General features: G+C 43.7%; 14 protein-coding genes. 9 read left to right on the top strand and 5 right to left on the bottom strand.

Features of this window, described 5'->3' with window-relative positions; translation table 11 throughout:
• Nucleotides 1-5 precede the first annotated feature (5 nt).
• Nucleotides 6-1,007, top strand: coding sequence for a glycosyltransferase family 2 protein (locus GTK07_RS06635; protein ID WP_163634279.1), 1,002 nt, complete (start codon nucleotides 6-8; stop codon nucleotides 1,005-1,007).
• Between the two features lie 95 nt (nucleotides 1,008-1,102).
• Entirely contained in the window at nucleotides 1,103-1,975 is an 873-nt protein-coding gene (locus tag GTK07_RS06640) for an OmpA family protein (protein ID WP_163634280.1), read from the top strand.
• A 50-nt stretch (nucleotides 1,976-2,025) separates the two neighbouring features.
• On the opposite strand, the gene GTK07_RS06645 is transcribed toward GTK07_RS06640, so the two are convergent.
• Complete coding sequence (locus GTK07_RS06645; protein WP_163634436.1) at nucleotides 2,026-2,646, bottom strand: L-threonylcarbamoyladenylate synthase; 621 nt, start codon at nucleotides 2,644-2,646, stop codon at nucleotides 2,026-2,028.
• Between the two features lie 256 nt (nucleotides 2,647-2,902).
• Here GTK07_RS06645 and GTK07_RS06650 point away from each other — a divergent pair, with 256 nt between their 5' ends.
• The gene (locus GTK07_RS06650) at nucleotides 2,903-3,667 is read left to right on the top strand and encodes a hypothetical protein (protein WP_163634282.1); all 765 of its coding nucleotides are present in this window, start codon (nucleotides 2,903-2,905) and stop codon (nucleotides 3,665-3,667) included.
• A 17-nt stretch (nucleotides 3,668-3,684) separates the two neighbouring features.
• On the opposite strand, the gene GTK07_RS06655 is transcribed toward GTK07_RS06650, so the two are convergent.
• A complete protein-coding gene (locus GTK07_RS06655) occupies nucleotides 3,685-5,904 on the bottom strand; it encodes an alpha/beta hydrolase (protein ID WP_163634284.1) in 2,220 nt (739 codons plus the stop codon).
• 148 nt (nucleotides 5,905-6,052) lie between these two features.
• A complete protein-coding gene (locus GTK07_RS06660) occupies nucleotides 6,053-8,386 on the bottom strand; it encodes an ATP-dependent helicase (protein ID WP_163634286.1) in 2,334 nt (777 codons plus the stop codon).
• Between the two features lie 140 nt (nucleotides 8,387-8,526).
• Here GTK07_RS06660 and GTK07_RS06665 point away from each other — a divergent pair, with 140 nt between their 5' ends.
• The 5 genes from GTK07_RS06665 to GTK07_RS06685 all read left to right on the top strand — a co-directional run bounded on the left by GTK07_RS06665 (nucleotide 8,527) and on the right by GTK07_RS06685 (nucleotide 13,437).
• Entirely contained in the window at nucleotides 8,527-9,066 is a 540-nt protein-coding gene (locus tag GTK07_RS06665; protein ID WP_163634288.1) for a DsrE family protein, read from the top strand.
• Nucleotides 9,067-9,075: 9 nt separating this feature from the next.
• Nucleotides 9,076-10,359 (top strand): amidohydrolase, encoded by a 1,284-nt coding sequence (locus tag GTK07_RS06670; RefSeq protein ID WP_163634438.1) that lies wholly within the window; start codon nucleotides 9,076-9,078, stop codon nucleotides 10,357-10,359.
• 97 nt (nucleotides 10,360-10,456) lie between these two features.
• Nucleotides 10,457-12,031, top strand: coding sequence for an FMN-binding glutamate synthase family protein (locus tag GTK07_RS06675; protein WP_163634290.1), 1,575 nt, complete (start codon nucleotides 10,457-10,459; stop codon nucleotides 12,029-12,031).
• Between the two features lie 37 nt (nucleotides 12,032-12,068).
• Nucleotides 12,069-12,842, top strand: coding sequence for a hypothetical protein (locus GTK07_RS06680; protein ID WP_163634292.1), 774 nt, complete (start codon nucleotides 12,069-12,071; stop codon nucleotides 12,840-12,842).
• Nucleotides 12,843-12,915: 73 nt separating this feature from the next.
• Nucleotides 12,916-13,437, top strand: a complete 522-nt coding sequence (locus tag GTK07_RS06685) for a DUF7935 family protein (RefSeq protein ID WP_163634294.1) — start codon at nucleotides 12,916-12,918, stop codon at nucleotides 13,435-13,437.
• Nucleotide 13,438: 1 nt separating this feature from the next.
• Here the strand turns inward: GTK07_RS06685 and GTK07_RS06690 are convergent, their stop codons facing one another.
• Both GTK07_RS06690 and GTK07_RS06695 read right to left on the bottom strand, forming a co-directional pair.
• Complete coding sequence (locus GTK07_RS06690) at nucleotides 13,439-14,353, bottom strand: patatin-like phospholipase family protein (RefSeq protein WP_163634296.1); 915 nt, start codon at nucleotides 14,351-14,353, stop codon at nucleotides 13,439-13,441.
• A complete protein-coding gene (locus GTK07_RS06695; RefSeq protein WP_163634298.1) occupies nucleotides 14,350-16,437 on the bottom strand; it encodes a M1 family metallopeptidase in 2,088 nt (695 codons plus the stop codon). Before GTK07_RS06695 ends, GTK07_RS06690 begins: the two co-directional genes overlap by 4 nt.
• A 46-nt stretch (nucleotides 16,438-16,483) precedes the next feature.
• Here GTK07_RS06695 and recG point away from each other — a divergent pair, with 46 nt between their 5' ends.
• Complete coding sequence (gene recG / locus GTK07_RS06700) at nucleotides 16,484-18,589, top strand: ATP-dependent DNA helicase RecG (RefSeq protein WP_163634300.1); 2,106 nt, start codon at nucleotides 16,484-16,486, stop codon at nucleotides 18,587-18,589.
• Nucleotides 18,590-18,618: the final 29 nt, after the last annotated feature.

The following is an 18,618-nucleotide window of genomic DNA, read 5'->3' on the forward strand; positions in this document are numbered from 1 at the left end:
CCGTTTTGAAAATCGCCGTCGTCATACTCAATTGGAACGGGGAAGCCCTTTTGGAGCGGTTCCTCCCATCGGTCATGGAGCATTCCAAGGGGGCCGATATTTACGTGGTTGACAATGCCAGTACCGATGGTTCCGTAAACTTTTTAAAACAGCACTATCCTACCATTGGTGTGGTGCAAAATGATGTAAACGGTGGTTTTGCCAAAGGCTACAATGACGGGTTAAAGCAGATTGATGCCGACCTGTTCTGCCTGCTGAACTCCGATGTGGAAGTGACCAAAAATTGGTTGGGACCCATCATCAAAGCATTTCAGGATATTCCCGAAGCGGCCATCATCCAACCCAAAATATTGGATCTTAAGCAAAAAGATCATTTCGAATATGCCGGTGCCGCCGGTGGTTTTATTGATATGTTGGGATACCCTTTTTGCAGGGGGCGGATTTTCCAATCCATTGAAAAGGACGAAGGACAATACGACGACACCAAAGAAGTATTTTGGGCAACAGGGGCCTGCATGTTCATCAAAAGTGAGGTGTTTCAATCATTGAAAGGTTTTGATGAGGATTATTTTGCCCATCAAGAAGAAATCGATCTTTGTTGGAGGGCCAAAAATGCGGGGCACAAGGTATTTTACGTGGGACACAGCCATGTCTACCATTTGGGCGGCTCCACCCTATCCAATATGAATCCCAAGAAAACCTTCTTGAATTTCAGGAATTCCCTTTTTTCCATCACCAAAAACCTACCACGCAAAAAAGCATGGCCCATAGTGTTACTACGATTATTGTTGGACGGCATTGCGGCTGCCCGCTTTATATTCCAACTCAAATTCGATCACTGTTTTGCCATTCTCAAGGCGCATTTAAGTTTTTATGCTAACTTTAGCAAAATGTACAAAAAGCGGGAAAAAGCTAATTTTTTATTAAAGTACTACCCTGTGACATCCATAGTTTGGTCCTACTTCGTACATCATATAAAGAATTTTAACATTTTAGTAAAAGATTAACGAAGCCGAAATAGCGAAGCCTTGGTTTTTCTATAATTTTGGTGTAGTTTTTTAACATTGATTAATCTAACAATCCTTTAATTATACTCTGAACTATGAAAAAAGTTTTTCTAGGAACATTGGCAATGTCAGTTCTATTAACATCTTGTGTATCGCAGAAGAAATATGCTGAACTGGAGGCCAAACAAAAAGAAACCCAAGATTTATTGAACTCTGCAACCGTTAAGCTGAACGATTGTTTGGAAGACAAAGCCACTGCAGATGCCAAATTAAAAACCCTCGAAGATCAAAATGCCTTCTTGAAAGCCAACAACCAAGAGCTTATCAACAACATGGGCAATTTGACCACCCTTACCACTAAAGGTGCTGAAAACCTTGAAAAATCATTGGAAAGCCTTAAAGAAAAAGACCTTACCATAAGGAAACTTCAAGATGCCGTTACCCGTAGGGACTCTGTAAACCTTTCATTGGTACAGAGCTTGAAAGGTGTGCTTGGAAACTTGGATGACGAGGATATCGAGGTAAGTGTTGAAAAAGGTGTGGTATTCGTTTCCATTTCTGATAAATTGTTGTTCAGAAGCGGAAGCTACAACGTAACTGCCGCTGCCAAAGAAGTATTGGGCAAAGTAGCCAAAGTGGTGAACAACAAGCCTGACTTTGAATTTATGGTAGAAGGTCATACGGACAATGTACCTTATAAGAGCGGAGTGCTTTTGGACAACTGGGATTTGAGTGCCAAACGTGCCACTTCAGTTGTCAGGATCCTTCAAAATGATTTTGGCGTAGATCCTGCCAGAATGACTGCTGCCGGACGTAGCTACTATATTCCACTTGTAAGCAATGACACATCTGCCAATAGGGCCAAAAACAGAAGAACACGTATCGTGGTTCTTCCAAAAATCGATCAGTTCTATAACATGATCGAAGAAGGTATGAAAGATCCTGCCATTGGCGGTACCGGTAAATAAGAAATCGGTTTAAAATAAGAAGCGGCCTTTAAAAGGCCGCTTTTTTTGTTTTATAAAATATCAAGGCTTCCCTTACCTTCCCGAACCACAACAGGTTCACCTTCGGAAAGATCGATGACCGTGGAGGCCACATTATCGCCATAACCGCCATCTACCACCACATCGACCAGGTTCTGCCACTTTTCATAAATGAGTTCTGGGTCCGTAGTGTATTCCAAAATATCATCTTCATCACGAATGGAAGTGGAAACAATGGGATTGCCCAATTCTGCCACCAACGCCTTGGCAATATTGTTGTCCGGTACGCGGATACCCACCGTTTTCTTTTTCTTGAAATCTTTTGGAAGATTATTGTTTCCTGGAAGGATAAAGGTATAGGGCCCAGGCAGTGCCCGTTTCAATATTTTGAAAGTGGATGAATCTATTTGTCGCACATAATCCGATAAATTACTCAGGTCTGCACAAACGAAGGACCAGTTCGCTTTCTCCAACTTAATGCCCTTTATCCTTGCCAAACGTTCCAACGCCTTGGTGTTGGTAATATCGCATCCCAACCCGTAAACGGTATCCGTGGGATAAATGACCAATCCGCCCTTTCTCAATATGTTCACCACCTTCTCCACCTGTCGGGGATTAGGGTTTTCTTCATACAATTTGATCAATTCCGCCATTTCTTTTTCAATGGAAAGATTACCTACTTTCCAACAGACCAAGTTACTAAAGATTCATCGGACAAGCACATAAACTGTTATAAAACACTTTTGGACTCCCAATTTTTTCTTAATGCTGCAACCTTGTTGATGACTTGGCATCTATGTACTAAAAAAGCCGATTGGTCAACTCAAATGACCTATTGGTAGATTGCTATACAACAGGTGTTTGTAAAACTCACAATTTTGCAACAGGCCATAATTAGACATCATTCACATGAGACTTACCCAATCCCCCATTGTATTTATTTTTAGCCTAGCCTTGCTTTCCTCTTCCTGTGTACGAAAGGGTCATATACAAGAATTTGCCAATGGTACGGAAATCAATATCTCTTTGGACAGCTTGTTCACCAAGCTTGAGTCTTTGAGTTCTATGCCTAACCCCAATTCAGAGGTCTTGGTGGAAATCAACGAAAAAATCAGACGGACCATTGAACATATTGGTTCCCAAAAATTATTGGCTGAGATTGATGCCGGATATAAGACCAAAAAACATCATTTTTCATTCATCCTATCCGATGACAAAAAAATAGCCGTGTTCTCCTGGCCGACCCGTTTGGAAAATTCCGGAAATCGAATCAAGAACATTGCACTTTACCATTCCAATGATAAAATGGTACCCACCTCATTGTACGGCACCCCCATCATCTACAATGGCATCCATCAATTAAAAATGTATGATGGTACAACTTTGTACTTACTGCAAGGCCAAGATAGTATGCAACAGAAAATGTTGAACCGTGTGAATGCCTATCTTTTGAAAAACGGCTATCTGGAGGAAACCCCTGCATTCCCCAACAATGAAACGTCCATTGTGACAAATGGATATTCCATCTCTTCCAAAATGGGGCCTCCCTGTAGTATCAAAATTGGAATAAAAGGACTTAAAATACAGTTGCAGAACGTATTGGACAGTTCTTTGGCGCAAAATTCCCTCACCTTTGACGGAAAGAAATACGTTTTTGACAAAGAATTGAACTAAAAAGTCCCAAGACTTTCTTAAGGCCGGATATAAAAGCCTAGATCGTCCAAAACCATGACACCCAAGGAATCTTTATCGAACAACAATTGGATATATTTTAGCTTGTTCAACTGGATACTGTCATTCTGTTGTTTGAACAGGGAAATGGGCACATAACAGCTCTTCAATTGAATTTCGGACTCCTGCCCCATCATTTTCTTATCCATAAACTTGAACTTCGTAAATTTAGATTTGATGGTTTTTGGAAGAGCATTTGTAGCTGCGATATCCGCAAAAGCCATTCTACCCAAACTATCCGTTAGCACCACAGTAAAGTTAAACCCCTGATTGGGCAGCTTTTCTTTTTCCTTTTTATCGGTTTTGATCTTCAACTCGGACAGATTGCCAAGCGCCATAGAGATGGCCAAGGTGTCAGCCCTTTCAAAATGCTTCAAGGTATCCGGCAACATAATGGTATAGCGAGGCAACGAATCGGCATTGGCACCTTTTCCATACCTCCAACCCAATACCAAAGCATTGTTTTGCTGGCTACCTCCATCCCTCGCCTTTAATTGCTCTTCTCGCCAAATCTTGAAATTTTGGGCCTTTATCTGAATCCCACCTTTTGATGAGGCCACGTCCATATCTTCCTCAAAATCCAATAAAATCCTTTTAGAAGTGTCCTCATATTGAGAGAAATAATCTTCTTTGGGAAGCCAGTCCCCGGCCAAGGTCGCATTTTTAAAAATCGGAACGTAGGATTGGTTGTCCTTCAAAACAGCCTCCACAAAGGCACTTACGTACACCTTGGCCACTTGCCTTTGCTCTTCGCCAGAAACCAAAGGTTTCAAATTCAACAACCACTCCGTAGGAGCCCCAAAATCAGACCTGCCCCATGTGGAATTGAATTGTCCATGATTGGCGTGGTTCATATACAGGCCCGCTTTAAAGCCATTAAAATCTTTGGAGAATTTTAATCTTTGGTAGGGTCGCATGCCCCAAAAACTTGTTTCATCAGAATCCCACGCCCCTTGCAGCGATAAATAGTTAATGTCTTCCAACTCCATTTCCCTCTCATATCTGTAATCGGTTGGGGCAATGGTGACCACCCCTTTGATTTCAAAACCAAAATCGAATTTCTCATTCGCATTGTCCGGAAAACGGCTTAATTTATTAAAGGCCGCTGCAATAGAAACCGCCTCTCCACCTCGGGAATGACCGATCAAAACAATGTTGTCCATATCCACCTTGCCCTTCAAATCTGCATTACCGCTCGCGTTCCATCCATTCCAAAGTTCCAAATGCTTGAGCAATAACCAACCCCGTACCGGCATTTCCTTGCCCCTAAAATCACCTGACCAATGCGCATTGATGAAATTTTCATCCACAGAAACCACAATGGTACCCCTACTTGCCAACAATTCCCCCAAATAGGCATATCCAGCATCCGAAAAATCGATCATGCTATGATTGCCATGCACCACCAAGACCAACGGAAAGGGGCCTTCTCCCTTGGGCATGTAAACCCTACCGTTCAAGGGAAATTCTTTCACACCAAATCCCCAAAACTTTTCACGCCATTTTTTCTTTTTGTCCTTCCAATCCGGAAGCAGCAATGAAGCATCCACAGAAGGGGTCTTTATTTTTACGCCTTCGGCATATTCAGGTCGCCTTTGGTCCGTTCCGCTACCATAGGTGAAGGTTTCCACCTCAAAAGCCCCTGGAGATGAAGGGTCATCCAATCCTTTTTCTTTCAAAGTGGTCACGGCCATTTCGGATTTTTGTCCATCCACTTCTTTACTGAAGGGATCTCCTTCCAAGAATGAAAACCCATATACACCGGCTACCGCCAAAACCAGGGCCCCGACTATCATTATGGCACCACCCTTGATATTGGTCTTCGCAAGGATTTTCCAAATACCCCATATGAACAATCCACAACAAATCAAAGCGAAAATCACAAGGACATAAAACAGGGGAGCAGGCCATCCAAAGGCATACATCCTCATGAGATACAAGGCCGTAAAGCCTGTTAATAGGGTGGCATAGACCGATGTGGGAATCTTGCCCAGCAAAGGTACCAGCTTAGAGAAAAGGATCCTTAAAAGGAACAAGAGCAATATTCCGATGAGCAGCCCCAACAACATGGTGGCCCACCCGGGGAAACCAATTTCAAAATAATATCCGGATATCCCGAAAAGAAGCAATACCACAAGTGCCACGGAGAGGAACAAAGGCTGAAAGAACAGTTTTTTCATGAGGTCGGTCAGTTGGTTCAAATGCAAAGTAGCTTTGAATTTAAACAATTTTTATCACCCCCTGATGGAACGAACACCATTTTGGGACATTGACAACACAACCGAGCGTTGATCAACAGAAAAACGTAGAAATACCCTGATATTTATTTTATGCGTTATCCAGCACTTCCAATTTGGCGAAACGAAGAAGCAGTTTTTTGATGCCGCCATTATCAAAATGGATTTCCGCCTTTCTATCGTTTCCTGCACCTTCAATGCTGAGCACCTTTCCCCTACCAAATCGGGTGTGGTTTACTAGGACACCTACTGCCAAGCCTGGGTCGACCGTATTGGTGTTCTCCGCGGGGGAGCCAAGATCCGGTTTTAACTTTCTCAACTTTCTGAGCTGGTTCTCATTGGGACCTTGAACACTTGGAGGGGTCCCGTTAATCGGTTTAATTTGGCGTAGCTTGCTCTTGTCCACCTCTCCAAAGATATCGGCATTAATCATGGACTTGTATCGATACCCGTCATTGACGGGCACTAGATTGTCCACATACTTTTCATCGATCTCTTCCAAAAACCTACTAGGTTCAGCATCAATAAGTTTGCCCCATCGATATCTATTTTGGGTATACGTAAGATAGGCCTGCTTTTCTGCCCGGGTCAAAGCTACATAGAACAACCTGCGCTCTTCTTCCAGTTCGCTGCGTGTGTTCATGCTCATGGCAGAAGGAAACAGATCCTCTTCCATGCCCACCACATATACGAACGGAAATTCCAATCCCTTGGCCAAGTGAATGGTCATGAGGGCCACACGGTCGTCATCCCCTACCTCTTTGTCCATATCGGTGGCCAAGGCCACATCTTCCAAAAACTCAGTAAGGCTGCCCGTGGCATCGGCCAATTCTTTCTGACCTTCCACAAAATCCTTTATGCCGTTCAAAAGTTCCTCAATGTTCTCCATACGGGCAATGCCTTCGGGAGTACCATCTTTTTTAAATTCTAGCAAGACCCCGGTCTTTTTGGCCACATGCTCCGCTAGGGTGAAAGCATTCGAACTTTCGTTCATGATCTGGAAGCTCTTGATCATCGTTACAAAATCTTCCAATTTTCGCTTGGTGCCAGCATTGATACTCAGGTTGAGCTTGTCCAAATGTTCCATCACCTCAAAAATGGAACGGCCATACTGATTGGCGGCCACGATTAACTTGTCGATGGTACTCTGCCCAATGCCCCTTGCCGGAAAATTGATGACTCGCTTTAAGGCCTCCTCATCTTTTGGGTTGATGACCATGCGCAGATAGGCCAGCACATCCTTGATTTCCTTTCTTTGATAGAAGGAAAGTCCACCATAAATACGATAGGGAATATCACGCTTGCGCAAAGCATCCTCAATGGCCCTGGATTGCGAGTTGGTACGATACAGTACGGCAAAATCCCCGTTCTGCATCTGGTGTTGCATCTTGTTCTCAAAAATGGAACCCGCCACATATCTACCCTCTTCCGCATCGGTGGGGCTGCGGTGAATCTTGATCAGCCCGCCATCGTCATTGGAAGTCCAGACATTTTTTTCAAGCTGGTTTTTATTATTGGCGATGATGGAATTGGCCGCATTCACGATATTCTTGGTAGAGCGATAGTTCTGCTCCAAGCGGTACACGGCCACATCATCATAATCCCTTTGAAAATTGAGGATATTGCTGATGTTCGCCCCTCGGAAGGAATAGATACTCTGGGCATCGTCCCCTACCACGCAGATGTTCTGATAACGGTCGCTCAACGCCTTTACGATCAAGTATTGGGAATGGTTGGTATCTTGGTACTCGTCCACCAAAATATAGCGGAACCTATCCTGGTACTTCATCAAAACTTCCGGGAAACGTGTTAAAAGTTCGTTTGTCCGAAGCAATAAGTCATCAAAATCCATAGCACCGGCCTTAAAACAACGATCTACATAATTTTGATAGATTTCGCCCATTCGTGGACGCTTGGCCATGGCATCCGCCTCTACCAACTCCGGGTTTTGAAAATAGGCCTTAACGGTGATCAAACTGTTCTTGTAGGATGATATGCGGTTTTGGATCTGCTTGTATTTATAAATATCCTTGTCAAGCCCCATTTCCTTGATGATGGAAGCGATCAACCGTTGGGAATCCTGCGTGTCATAAATGGTAAAATTGCTGGGGAAGCCCAATTTATCGCCATCAAAACGCAACAATTTGGCAAATACGGAGTGAAAGGTCCCCATCCAAAGATTCTTGGCCTCCGAATTCCCCACAATGGAGGCAATCCGCTTCTTCATTTCACGTGCCGCTTTGTTGGTAAAGGTCAAGGCCAAGATGTTAAAGGAGTCTACTCCCTGCTCCATCAAATGGGCTATACGGTAGGTCAATACACGGGTCTTTCCCGAGCCCGCTCCAGCAATTACCATCAATGGTCCATCCTTGTGCAGTACAGGGGCACGTTGCGCATCGTTCAATTCATCCAAAAAAGTACTCAACAGGTCAAATCTTTAAAAAGTAGGGGTGAAATTAGCCAATAATGGACTGATGCTAAAATCATACTTTCAATTTTTATAAACACTGGCATCGAAAATCAATACATTTTTAAATATATTTAGGGCCTCAACTTATATTGCTGATGAATTTTCACCATTTTCCCCTATTCCTCCTTTTTCTTTTTGGTTTTTTAGGAATTTCACAAGAGAAAAGTACTGGCCCTGTCATTGCTGATTATGGCCCGGTTTTCAAAATTGAAAACCCCGATTTTAAAACCGACATGTCACAAGAATTCAAGGTAGTGTTCGATGTTATGGACAGCCCGGAATCCCATACTATGCTGAACCAGAAATTGGAAACGGCTGCCCGGTTCCTGAACCTTCACGCTCAAGCCGGCATACCTGTATCCCAATTAAAGGTTGCCGTGATCGTACACAACGCGGCTTCCAAGGACATCACCCATGATGAAGCCTACAAGGCTCGGTTTGGGGTTGCCAACCCAAATTCTGGTATGGTGCAAGCTTTGCTTGATGCCGGGGTCGAAATCATTTATTGTGGGCAATCTTCCATGGCAAGGAATTTTCCCAAGGAGGATTTGATTCCAGGGGTGAAAATTGCCCTTTCCGCCATGACCGCCAACATTCAATTGCAAAACCAAGGATACCGTCCAATTAAATTATAAACCAACATGATGAAGAACATTTTACCGCTTGCCCTTTTTTGTGCAAGCTTAACCATCTATGCCCAGCACGGGTTGGAAAAAGACATTGCCGCCGTTGAATCCAAGGTAATTGAATGGAGACGCGACATTCATGAACATCCTGAATTGAGTAACAGGGAGTTCCAAACAGCAGAAAAAATTGCAGCACACCTAAAATCACTAGGCATTGAAGTGCAAACAGGTGTTGCCCATACCGGTGTGGTCGGGTTGTTAAAGGGAAAGAAACCAGGTAAAGTGGTTGCACTTCGTGCCGATATTGATGCCCTGCCCGTTATTGAACGAAACGATCTTCCTTTCAAATCCAATGTGAAATCCGAGTATTTGGGTCAGGAAGTTGGTGTAATGCACGCTTGTGGACACGATACCCACATCGCTATTTTGATGGGTGTTGCCGAAGTACTTTCCAAGAACACGGATAAAATCCGAGGCACCATAAAATTCATCTTCCAACCCGCGGAAGAGGGTGCTCCTCCCGGAGAGGAAGGTGGTGCCGAATTGATGGTAAAAGAAGGCGTACTGGATAACCCAAAGGTGGATGCCATTTACGGACTACACATTGGCTCTTACCTTCCTGTGGGGCAAATTGCCTATAAACCAGGAGGGGCTTTGGCCGCTGCACAACGTTTTGTGGTGACCATCAAAGGAAAACAAACACACGGTTCGGCTCCGTGGGCTGGAATCGACCCCATTTATGTGGCTTCCAAAATTGTAGATGGTTATCAATCGATCATCAGCCGTGAAATGGAATTGACCAAGGAAGCGGCCGTAATCACCGTGGGCAAGATCAGTGGTGGGGTTAGAAACAACATCATTCCTGAAAGTGCCGAGCTTGTAGGAACCATTCGAACTTTGGATTACGATATGCAAAAACAGTTGAACCAACGTATGATCGAAATGGCACAGGATATCGCAAAAGCCTATCGCGCTGAAGCGACCGTGGAAATTGCCAAAGGCGTTCCAATCACCTATAATGATGTAGATCTCACCGAAAAGTCCCTACCCAGCCTACAACAAATGGCCGGTGCAGAAAATGTACACTTGATCAAAGCGGTGACTGGAGCCGAGGACTTCTCTTTCTATCAAGAAAAAATTCCAGGTTTCTTTTTCATTTTGGGCGGAAAAGATCCAAATGCCGGGCCAGGGGAATATTACCCACACCATACACCTGATTTCAAGATCGATGATAGTGGGTTGTTACTGGGTGTTAAGTCCATGACGGAAATTGCTTTGGATTATTTGGATAGAAGCAAATAAAACCTAACTCAAAATTTAAATCGGGCCCCAATGTCTTCCTTTATTTGGAATTTGGACATTGGGGCTTGATATTTGTAACGTACCTGAATTTTAAAACATGGACCCAATTCTTGATTTTTTAGGCGACATCACATGGTGGGGCTGGATTCTCATCTTTCTTTTAATCGTTGCCATCCGCGATATCTTTTTCCAAAAAGCTCATACCATCAGCCATAATTTTCCCATTGTGGGGCATTTGCGTTACTGGCTGGAAAGTATCGGACCGGAAATGCGCCAATATTTTGTGGCCAACAACCGTGAAGAGCTTCCTTTTAACCGAATTGAAAGAAGCTGGATCTACGCTTCTGCCAAAAAAGAAAACAATTACGAAGGATTTGGGACCGATCGCGACATTTACAAGCACCAGCACATTTTTGTAAAGAATGCAATGATCGGGTATCAGGTTCCCGAACAGCACCCAAACATCAAAGACCCCTATTTTGTGCCCTGTGCCAAGGTCATGGGCGCCTATAACAAACGGAAGAAACCATATCGCCCTGCATCCATCATCAATGTTTCAGCGATGAGTTTTGGATCTTTATCCGCCGCGGCCATTGAATCGCTCAACCAAGGCGTGGAAAAATGCCATGCCTACCATAATACGGGTGAAGGTGGACTTTCACCCTACCACAAAAAAGGTGGTGATGTCATATTTCATTTTGGCACTGGATATTTCGGGGTACGTAGCAAGGATGGTAATTTCTCCATGGAAAAAATGAAGATTTTGGTGGATGAAAACCCGTGCATCAAAGCCATTGAAATCAAATTATCGCAAGGAGCCAAACCGGGCAAAGGTGGCGTGCTGCCTGGCTCCAAGATAACACATGAGCTGGCCGAGATTCGAGGTGTTGAGGTTGGAAAAGATGTCATCTCCCCTCCTACCCATAAAGCCTTCAAAAATATCTCAGAGCTCATGCAACTTATTGAGTCCATAGCCAATGAAACCGGATTGCCCGTGGGCATTAAAGGAGCCATTGGTAAATTGGACCAATGGGAAGAACTCGCCGACCTGATGATCAAATCGGGAAAAGGACCTGATTTCATCACCATTGATGGTGGCGAGGGCGGAACTGGAGCAGCACCTCCTAGCTTTGCGGACCACGTTTCACTGCCATGGACCTATGGTTTCTCATCGGTTTACAAACTCTTTTTGGACCGTGGATTAACCAACCGTATTGTATTTATTGGAAGTGGAAAGTTGGGATTTCCCGCCAAAGGGGCCATGGCCTTTGCCATGGGCGCGGATTGCATCAATGTGGCCAGGGAGGCCATGATGAGCATTGGTTGTATCCAAGCGCAGGTTTGCCACACCAACAGATGTCCTTCCGGTGTGGCAACACAGAACAAATGGCTGCAAAAAGGTATCAACGTGCCTCTGAAATCGGACAGGTTGGCCCAATATTTCAAGACGTATCGTAAAGAATTACTGGAGATTACGCATGCGGCCGGGTATGAGCATCCATGCCAATTTCATATGGAAGACATTCAAGTAAATGTAGATGATGACTACCTTAGCAGTAATTTAAGGTCCGTGTTCAAATACCAAAAAGAAGAGGTGGATTTTACCTCCATGCAAAAACTTTATGATTGTGTTCACTTAGGCGGACGCCCATCATTGGAAAAAACATTATAATTTAGCCCTGAATATTTTAACGAACAAGTCATTACTTATGAGAAGACATTTACCCCTTATACTGTTCCTAAGCATAGCTACCACTGCGTTTTCCCAAAAGAAAAGCGACCTTATTGCGGAAATTGAAAGTTTGAAGACCAAAATTTCCGAGGTGGAACAAGATTTGGCCAAAGCCAAGCGCGAAATTTCATCGGCCAATGCCAAAGCGGAAACCTTGGATACTGAAAATGCCGGACTTCGCGACGCCAATGCCACCCTATTGGGCAACTTGAGTAATTTCTCTGAACTATCCAAACAAAACTCGGAGAATGTGAACAAAGCCATGGCCGCACTTGCCCGCAAAGAAAAGCAACTTAGCGGTGTAAACGACATGATCTCCGCCAACGACTCCACGGCCATTGTATCCTTGACCCGCATAAAACAAACCTTGGGTGAAAATGCCAATGTAGCCGTAGGAGAAGGTGTAATTTCCATTTCGAACAGTTTGAACAATCTTTTCGGTTCTGACACTTCTTCCAAATTAACAGAGGAAGGCAAAGCATGGTTGGCCAATGTTTCCAAAGTGATCAAGGCGAACCCCAACTTCAAGGCAGAAGTAGAAGGATTGAACATGACAGGCGAATTTGGCCCAACTTATGACCAAGCTGCTGCTGTAGCCAAAGAATTGGTGGAAACCTTGGAAATCCCAGCAACACGTATTGCCATTACTGCCAAAGACGGTAATTTTAAAGAAGGCATCAACATAAAATTGCAGCCTGACTACAAAGGATTTTATGCCAAGGCCAAGGAAAGTGCCAAAGCGAGTCAATAACCCATTGGCTACACATACTTTTTAGGATTTTGGTTCGTTCTTGGTAAAGTAAAATCAAAAACCAAACTATCCTATGAGTGGAGATCAAATCCTTCAGCTATTTGCCTATTTAATGCCTGCAGTTGTAACCGGGGCGGTTGCCTTTTACTTTTTTAGATTGCATACCCGAAATGAAGATGGCAGACGCCGTTTTCTATTGCATAAAGATTCCCAAAAGGATACGCTGCCCGTCCGTTTGCAAGCCTATGAGCGCATGGCCCTTTTCTTGGAACGAATCGCGTTGAACAGCCTTGTGGTAAGGGTGGCGCCAAAAACCAAAAGTAAAAGCGATTACGAGAACCTACTCATACAACAGATAGAAACGGAGTTTGAGCATAACCTATCCCAACAGATCTACATGACGGATGAATGCTGGAACATTATCAAAACGGCTAAAAATGCCACAATCCAGATCATTCGTAGTGCTGGTATGAGCCAAACGGATTCCCCGGACAAGTTGAGGGAAGACATCCTCAACCAAACCATGGAAAAGCAATCCCCTTCACAGACCGCTTTGGCGTTTGTAAAAAAAGAAGTGAGCGAACTTTGGGATTGACCTATTCCTGCATTTCGGGACTGATCGGACTGGTTTCCTCATTCTTGTTCTTGGCATAGAGGTAACCGCGTTTCCACCATAATGTCATTCGTTCTTTATTGAAAATCAACGAGTTGGTTGTTAAAACCGTGGGTGTGTAATAGAAATTGATGATGGCGTCCTTTTGGTTCGCTACCAATTTGCCAATACGTACATTTTGGTTTTCGATCCTGTCCAACATAAAACTGAAAATGGTGGTAATCAGGTCGAACGGGTTTTTGGACGACATACGGTTCAAGTGGTTCACTTCGGTATGGAGTACCACCACATCCACCTCGGTTGCCCCACGCTGTAGGGCTTCCTCTATGGGTACCAGACTGCCCAAACCCCCATCGGCATACTCGCAGCCATTCTTTTTAACCAAACTCATAAAGGGCGTATAGTTGGAAGAAATCCAAATCCAATCACAAAACTCATCATAGGTACAATCATTGATGGACTTGTATTCCACTTGGTTTAGGGAAAGGTTGGAAACCGTGACCACCACATCGGTGTCACTCTCCTTCAATTCTTCAAATTCCTCTATAGTAATGGAATCCCGAATCAATTTTCTGAGGTTCTCGCTTTCGCCAAAGGTCTTTTTACCTCGGATAAAGTTTTTCACCACATTCCAGTGGTTGATGGCAATAATCTCTACCCCATGTTTTTTCTTGATGATGAAAGGACAGTTGTTAAAAATACTGTCTTGGTTCACCGAGGAATAGATTTCTTTGATCTTATCCAATTTGTTCAACGCCAGATGGGAAATCAAAAGACTCCCTGTGGACGTTCCCACAAAAAGGTCATACTTATGTTGGGCTTCCTGGATCAGGAATTGGGCCACCCCACCTGCAAAAGCTCCTTTACTGCCCCCACCAGAAATGACCAATGCCCTCATTCACTCAAAGTTTTGTCCAAATATTGCTTTTCTTCTTGATTTAGCAAAGGATATAAGGACTTAACCCTTGCCAGACCGCCTTCTTGCTTTAAAATTTCATTCAAAATATTACGTGCCGATTTTTTAAAATGCCAAACATGATGGCTACAGGCCTCTATCAAATTTTTGAGTGACTCATCATTGAACCCGCCGATACTTTTCAAATATTCAAAAGCCATTAACCGTGTTTCAAAATGATATTCCGCACCGGTATAATTACTCAATTCCTCCAAATAAGCAGGTTTTAAGTCGGAACGATATTCGGGGGTTACAAGAGCCAACGTTAACCATAACAATCGAATATTTTTATTGGGAAACCCGATGACGGACTGCGTTTTATCAAGATAACGGCCCCTGCCCTCGGGAAAATCAGACCAAAGTTTGTACAAGGCTGATTCCACCGTGGTATAACTGGCATCCGTCAACAGCTCTTCTGCTGAACTTTGCAATTCTTCTGGCACTTTGTCCAAGGATAAAATGACAGCTTGCCGCACTTTTAAATCATCTTCCTTCAATACCTTTTCCAAAAATAAGGGCGATAGGCTCTTGCCATAATCCAAAATGAGGTTTTGTTTCAGTTGGGATGAGGTGAAGGAGTCCCAAGCGTTTGCCAATATCGTTTCCGTTTTGGTAGGATTGTTTTCTACTTCGTTTTTAATCTCAAAATACTGTTTGATAGAAGCATTTTTCTCCATCAAAAAGGTTTGCACACTTTCAAACGGAAAATCAGAATCGTGTAACCAAATAGATTCAAAATTGGAAAGTCCCATGCCGGAAACAGCCTCCATCTCCGCCATAAAATCGGGAATGGTCACATTTTCATATGCGTATTTATTTAGATAATTCTGGATTCCTTTCTTAAAATTGGCCTCTCCCAATTTATCCTGAAGCATCACCAAGGCCCAAGCGCCTTTCTCATAAAAGGTCAGACTTCCCGCCCCTGAATTCCTTAGGGCCTCGCCTTGGTCATCTTCCGATAAATTTTCCAAGGCACTGGCCGTTTCGAGCAAATGCCAATAAAAATAATCATCCCCAAAAATGTCCTTTTCCGCCAAATAGGCATAAAACGTGGCAAACCCTTCGTGCAACCAATGGTGCTCGCTGCTGGTTTCGGTGACAAGATCTCCAAACCATTGATGGGCCAGTTCATGGGCATTCACATTCACGTAATTTTTATCCACAAAGGCTGTTGAATCAATCACGTATTGGTTGGAAAAAATGGTGCAGGTAGTGTTTTCCATACCCGCATATAAAAAATCCTGAACAGGGACTTGTTTGTAATTCTGCCACGGATAAGGCACGCCGATTTCCTTCTCCAAAAAATCAAAAATATGTTGGGTGTAACGATACGTGGGCTCCACTTTTAAGCTGTCCTTGGGTTCGTAATACAGTTCAATGGGCACTCCGGATGAAGATTTGAGCTCTTTTTTATCAAAATCCCCAATGGCAAAACCGACCAAATAACTGCTCATGGGTTGCTTCATTTCGAAAAACCAATGTTTGGAATCCCGAATACTATTAAAACTTCTATCTAGCTTCCCATTTGAAATCACCTTATACTTCCTAGGAGCGGCTATTATGATATCAAACTCTACTTTTTCGGTCATGTCATCTAAACTGGGTAGCCAATAGCTGGTATATTTCCCTTGACCTTGGGTCCAGATTTGTTCATTTCCTTTTATATTGTCATTACATCCCAAAAAATAAACCGTCTGTTTAGGAGAAGTTTCATAGTAGATATATAGCTTATTGTTCCTGGAAGGTTTTAGTTTTTTGTGAACTACCAGCTTTTTATTGTCATAAAAATGACGCACCTTTTTTCCATTCAGTTCTACATTAAAGATTTTCATATTTTGTGCATCCAGAAAAAAAGTGTCAAGTTGTGAAATGACATCAAATGTATATTCTACTGACCCCTTTATTTTCAGACTATCAACATCCACATAAAAAAATGGTTTGGCATGGATAAAATCCACCTTGTCCTGAACCTGGGCGTTCAAGAGGTGCACAAATAGGAAAAAAATAAGAATCGGGTTCAGCTTCATACGATCATCCCATCAAAAGTCCTTCCAAATTACATATTTTAGTTCGATGAATCCCAATTTTCTACAAACTCCCATTGCCTATCTCAAAGGTGTCGGTCCCAACCGGGCCGATGTTCTAAAGGCCGAACTGGGTATAGAAACCTACAGGGACCTGCTCCATCTCTTTCCCAATCGCTATTTGGACCGCACCAGTTATTACAAGATCAACCAATTGCAGCCCAGTGGTGCCGATGTACAGGTAGTAGGGAAAATCATCCACCTTAAAATGGTGGAACAAAAGCGCGGCAAACGTTTGGTGGCCACTTTTGTGGATGAAACCGGGCAAATGGAACTCGTTTGGTTCCGTGGACACAAATGGATCAAAGAAAATTTAAAAATCAACGAACCCTATGTGGTGTTCGGTCGGGTTTCACAATACGGCAGCACTTTTTCCATGCCCCACCCCGAAATGGAACTCTTGCACCATCATCAACAAGGCCTGAAAATTGCCATGCAACCCATCTATCCTTCCACAGAAAAATTGAGTGCGAAGGGCATCACCAATAAGGTTGTCTCCAAAATGGTGCAGCAACTTTTTTTAGAATCCAGGGGGCTGTTTCCCGAGTCGTTGTCCCCTACTATTTTGGACGAACTTCGGTTGATCTCCAAAACGGAAGCCTTGCTGAACATCCATTTTCCAAAAAATCAAGAGTTGTTGGCGCGGGCACAGTTCCGATTAAAATTTGAAGAACTGTTTTTTGTGCAGATGCAATTGATTTCCAAAAAAATGCTCCGCAAACAAAAGATCAAGGGGCTGCCATTTGAAAATGTGGGTGAAAATTTCACCACGTTCTTTCAAAACCATCTCCCCTTTGAACTCACGGAAGCCCAAAAGCGCGTGATCAAGGAAATCCGCAACGATTTGGGCAGCAATGCTCAAATGAACCGCTTGCTGCAGGGCGATGTGGGATCAGGGAAGACCATCGTGGCCCTGATGTGTATGCTGTTGGCCATCGACAACGGATTCCAAGCTTGCTTGATGGCCCCCACGGAAATCTTGGCCACCCAGCATTACAACGGACTCAAGGAACTTTTGGGGCAAATGGACATCAAGATTGCCTTGTTGACGGGTTCCACAAAAAAATCGGAGCGGACCTTATTGCACAACCAATTGGAAAATGGGAACCTGAACATTTTGGTGGGCACCCATGCTGTTTTGGAGGATAAAGTCCAGTTCAAAAACCTTGGGTTGGCCATTGTGGACGAGCAACACCGCTTCGGGGTGGCACAGCGTTCCAAATTGTGGCATAAAAACGATACGCCTCCACACATTTTGGTGATGACGGCAACGCCTATTCCCCGAACGCTGGCCATGAGTCTGTATGGGGATTTGGATGTTTCCGTAATCGATGAACTCCCACCGGGTCGAAAACCCGTGACCACAGTCCATCGCTTTGATAACAATCGTTTAAAAGTTTTTGGATTTTTAAAAGATGAAATCAAAAAAGGACGGCAGGTGTATATCGTGTATCCCTTGATCCAAGAATCGGAAGCCATGGATTACAAAGATTTGATGGACGGATATGAAAGTATCGCTAGGGATTTTCCGCAACCGGAGTATCAAATTTCCATTGTTCACGGCCAGATGAAAGCGGCAGATAAGGACTACGAAATGGAACGTTTCGTAAAAGGTGAAACCCACATCATGGTAGCCACAACGGTCATCGAGGTTGGGGTTAACGTTCCCAATGCTTCGGTGATGATCATTGAAAGTGCGGAACGCTTCGGGCTTTCCCAATTGCACCAGCTTCGTGGGCGTGTGGGCCGAGGTGCCGAACAAAGTTTTTGTATTTTGATGACAGGCCACAAATTGTCCGAAGATGCCAAAACGCGTTTGCAGACCATGACCAGCACCAACGATGGGTTTGAGATTGCCGAAGTGGACCTAAAGCTGCGAGGGCCAGGCGATTTGATGGGCACGCAACAAAGTGGACTGTTGGCCTTGAAGATCGCGGACATTGTAAAGGACAACCAAATTTTACAGACTGCTCGGTATCATGCCATACAATTGTTGAAAAACGACCCCAGATTGGAAAAAGAGGAAAATGCACCTGTTCTGAGGGCATTTACCAAAATGATGGCCAACAAAACCATCTGGAATTATATTAGTTGAAAGCCCAGTAAAAAACTGGGCTTTTATTT

Origin of the sequence: Flagellimonas sediminis (genome assembly GCF_010500845.1) — a bacterium.
GTDB classification, from domain to species: Bacteria; Bacteroidota; Bacteroidia; order Flavobacteriales; family Flavobacteriaceae; genus Flagellimonas; species Flagellimonas sediminis.